This window comes from Fusibacter sp., assembly GCF_057447755.1.
On the sequence record NZ_JBVBZF010000298.1, the window covers coordinates 1 to 4,299 of the forward strand.

4 protein-coding genes are annotated in these 4,299 nt (G+C 38.4%); 3 read left to right on the top strand and 1 reads right to left on the bottom strand.

The annotated features are described in order from the left end of the window. The first annotated feature begins 264 nt into the window (after positions 1–264). The 3 genes from rsgA to AC220I_RS18895 all read left to right on the top strand — a co-directional run bounded on the left by rsgA (position 265) and on the right by AC220I_RS18895 (position 3,450). Positions 265–1,380, top strand: coding sequence for a ribosome small subunit-dependent GTPase A (gene rsgA / locus AC220I_RS18885; RefSeq protein WP_486725416.1), 1,116 nt, complete (start codon positions 265–267; stop codon positions 1,378–1,380). Positions 1,381–1,444: 64 nt separating this feature from the next. Beyond that, positions 1,445–2,335 (top strand): MBL fold metallo-hydrolase, encoded by an 891-nt coding sequence (locus tag AC220I_RS18890; RefSeq protein ID WP_486725417.1) that lies wholly within the window; start codon positions 1,445–1,447, stop codon positions 2,333–2,335. An 89-nt stretch (positions 2,336–2,424) separates the two neighbouring features. Continuing rightward, positions 2,425–3,450 (top strand): branched-chain amino acid aminotransferase, encoded by a 1,026-nt coding sequence (locus AC220I_RS18895; protein WP_486725418.1) that lies wholly within the window; start codon positions 2,425–2,427, stop codon positions 3,448–3,450. Positions 3,451–3,739: 289 nt separating this feature from the next. Here AC220I_RS18895 and AC220I_RS18900 read toward each other — a convergent pair. After that, on the bottom strand, positions 3,740–4,299 hold a 560-nt coding region (locus AC220I_RS18900), incomplete at its 5' end, for an RluA family pseudouridine synthase (RefSeq protein ID WP_486725419.1).

Sequence of the window (4,299 nt, forward strand, 5' to 3'; positions counted from 1 at the left end):
GAACACGATGAGGAAATCGTGTATTTTATTACAGCTAAAGGGACTAAAAATGTCCCGCGCGTCAAATCGAAAGCATTTAGAACTTATTTAGAACGCATTTTGAAAGCAATTTTGTAATCAGTTTTGTAAGTAATTTTGTAAGTAATTTTGTAAGTCATTAAGATTTAGTGTTTTAACCCATGATGTGTATACAAAACAATTTTAAACCAAAAATGTAGGCGGTCTTGTTCTAATTATTGAAAAGACCGTATAGGAGAATTTTAGATGATAAATTTAAGACCATATTATTATTTTGAACCAAAGGAAATAGAGCATGAAAACGGATCAGACCACTTGGTTGTCGGGCGTGTCATCAACAAGAACAGGGGACATTTTAGCATCCTTCATGACCTAGGTATTTCAGATGCAACTCTATCGGGCAAGTTTATCCATGAGGCGCTATATCATGTGGATTATCCTTCAGTGGGGGACTGGGTGCTCATGGTAGAAAAGAGCCAACAGGAAGCAGATTATATTATAAAAAAGCTCATTCCTCGGAAGAATGCCTTTGTAAGACGCCAAAAAATTGTTGGTGGCCGTAAAATCATGAATGATGTGATTAGCGGTGGGACCACGCAGGAACAAGTTTTAGCATCTAACCTCGATACAGTATTTATTGTAACAGGCCTTGACAGTAACTTTAATACTAAGAGAATAGAGCGTTACCTGACACTCGCTTATAATAGCGGGGCGAATCCGGTGATCATTTTAAGCAAATTAGACTTGTGTCAAGATGTGGCTGAAAAGGTTAGTGACGTGGAAAAAGTTGCCTTTGGTGTACCAATACTGCCACTTAGTGCAATTTCAGATGAAGGGATGGAAGCGCTTAGAGCCTATCTTGGCGTGGGTAAAACCGTATGTTTTCTTGGGTCTTCTGGTGTTGGAAAATCGACCATAACAAATTATTTGCTGGGTGGTCAGATCCAAGATACCATGGCAACTAGTGAAAGCAACAGCAAGGGTCGGCATACGACCACAACAGCTCAACTTTTAATTGCTCAAGATGGCACAATGATTATTGACACCCCTGGTCTTCGAGAGGTTCAGCTCTGGTGTGATGAAGACACCCTTGAAACAACTTTTGATGATGTAGCCTCACTTATGGAGGCCTGTAAATTTGCAAACTGTACCCATAATAAGGAACCGGGTTGCGCGGTTAACCAAGCGCTTGAGAGTGGTTCGCTATCTTTAGAACGATATAAGAGTTATCTCAAGATGCTCAGAGAGGTAAAACATCTTGATAAACGTAAGAAAGAGGCAGAACAAAAGCTAAATAAAAAGCCTAAACGGACAGAGAGCAGACATACAAATAAACAGAAAATAAGTGTAGATGCCTTCTAACCCTTGATTTGTTATGTTATAATCTTTAAAATGAACAAAATACAAGGATTATGATGAGGCCATTATGAATTTACAAAAAATAACGAACAAAACTTCGGTGCTCACAACGCAGTTTGCAAATGTGGGCATCTTTTTTTTAAGAGAAGACGAAGTAATCTTGATTGATACCGGGCATATTCATGAAGCCATGGATATATGCCAATATTTTAGCAACCAAAGGCTAAAAGTCGTTGGCATCATTAACACACATGGTCATATAGACCATGTCGGTGCTAATTTCAAGCTTCAAGAAGCATATGATTGCCAAATTGCCATGCCATATGTGGATCACATCTATTGTGAAGATATTTCAAGATATTATATGTCCTTTTCAACTTCTGTGGTGGAAGGTCTAGCTGTTTATGGTCAAGGCACTTTTAATGTGACGCATTTAATTGGAGAAAAAGAAACCGCCTTTGAATTTTGCGGAGAGGTGTTTAAATGTATTGGCTTAAGAGGTCATACCTATAATCAAAAGGGGATTGTGACACCAGATGGCATCTGTTTCTTAGGTGACAGTTTGATTCATGTGGATGTACTTGAAAAGTCTAAGTTCCCTGTGGTGACCAATATAGGGTGGCACTTTGAAGCTATGAATGCGCTTAAAGCCCTGTCATTTGACACATATGTTTTAGGCCATGGCAGTATACTGAGCGATTTAGAGGAGACCATAGAGCGCAATATTGAATATTTTCATAGAAAAATCAATGAGGTAGAGGGCCTTCTGGAAAGTGCCTCAAAATTTGATGCACTGATGTTTGAGCTCAACAAACTCTACAATATAAGAAAGAATATTTTTAAATATTTTGTAGCGGAGCGAACAATTAGAGCTATATTGTCTTATTTGGAACAGCAGGGGCGTATTGAGATTGTCATTGAAGAAGGTGTCATGAACTATAAAATCGTTCAAAAATAAATTGTCAAAGTCGATAAGGATAATATATAATGAAGGTGGGTAACCTTTTTCCAAGATCGATTTTATAAAATACGAAAGGGGCTTGGAAGATGAGTAAAAATGTAAACATTGATTGGAGTAAATTAGGCTTTGGATATACGAAAACAGATTTTCGTTATGTCTCTATGTGGAAAGATGGCGCTTGGGATGATGGAAAATTAACTGAAGATAACATGATATCTATCAGCGAGGCATCAACAGCGATTCATTATGGACAACAGTGCTTTGAGGGCTTGAAGGCATATACGACTTCAACCGGAGAAGTTCAATTATTTAGACCTGACGAAAATGCGAAGCGCTTAAACAGAAGCTGCAGACGTGTTTTAATGCCTGAAATTCCAGTTGAAAAATTTGTAGACGCATGTATTCAAGTGGTTAAAGCCAATATTGATTACGTGCCACCATACGGAACAGGTGCAACTTTATACCTTCGTCCATATGTAATTGGTGTAGGTCATAACTTAGGGGTTAGACCAGCGCCTGAATTTATGTTTGGTATTTTCTGTGTTCCTGTAGGACCTTACTTTAAGGGCGGCATGGCACCGGTTAACTTTACTATTGCAGATATGGATAGAGCAGCACCTTTTGGTACAGGCGCAGCAAAAGTTGGCGGTAACTATGCAGGTAGCATGATGCCACATGAAGAAGCTGTTAAAAAAGGCTTTGCAGATTGTATTTATCTTGATCCAATGACACACACTAAAATCGAAGAGGTCGGCGCGGCGAATTTCTTTGGTATTACCAAAGACAATAAATTTGTAACACCAAAATCACCTTCTATTTTACCAAGTATCACAAAATACTCTTTAATGTATCTTGCTGAGCACTATTTAAATATGGCAGTAGAAGAAAGAGATTGTGAAATTGACAAGATTGATGAATTTGTTGAAGCAGGTGCTTGTGGAACCGCAGCTGTAATCACACCAATTGGTGGTATAGATTACAAAGATAAACTTCATGTATTCTATAGTGAAACTGAAGTTGGTCCTGTGACTAAAAAATTATATGATACTTTAGTAGGCATTCAATTTGGTGATGTAGAAGCACCAGAAGGTTGGATTGTTAAAGTAAAATAGGCACCTGTATTTGAATGAACATTAGAAAAGAGACTCAATGAGTCTCTTTTTTTTTAAAATTATAGATCATTAGCTCTCATCCAGCTTTGAGCAAGAGTCTTCAACTTGCGAAAAGCGGTTAGATAAGAGTGGTTACGGCAAAACAGGGTTTTGGCGTTAAATGATTGTAGAGCATTAGTTTTCATTTATCCTATAGCAAGAATCCAGTAATCGGTTAGATGAAAAGTTTAACGTCTAAACAAGGGGTTGCTTTAAATCAAATGTTGTTATGCAGTTCCTTATGATGATTCTACTTTTGAAATGATTTTAGGAGGGCATCGAATGCTAAAAAATATTGATTGTCTGCATATGGGGCTACTGGTAAGGCCTTAAATTCAAAGTTATCAAAAATCAGTGAATAAGCCCAGAGTGCAAGGGATTCGCCCGGTATTGGACAAGTGCCATATTTGGGATCACCAAGTACAGGATAGCCAATATGAGCCAGTTGTGCTCTGATTTGATGTTGACGTCCAGTTTCAAGAGTGATCTCAAGTAAACTTTGGGGACCAAGTTCAGAATCGTTGAAACCAAGGCATTTGTATGAGAGTATTGCTTCCTTAGCATCTGGCACTGCGACCTCGTCGACCTTGACAAAATTGGTCTTGTGATTAACCGTCAAATAATGCGTCAAACGGTCAGATTCAGGTGGCCTTCCTTTGACAATGGTGAGATATTTTTTTGATACTTTTCTTGTTGAAAAAAGCTGGTTGAGTTTTTTTAAGGCCTTTTCATTTTTGGCAATGACACAAAGGCCACCTGTATGGCGGTCCAGTCTGTGCACAAGACCAAGAAATGGGTCTTCTATCCCCA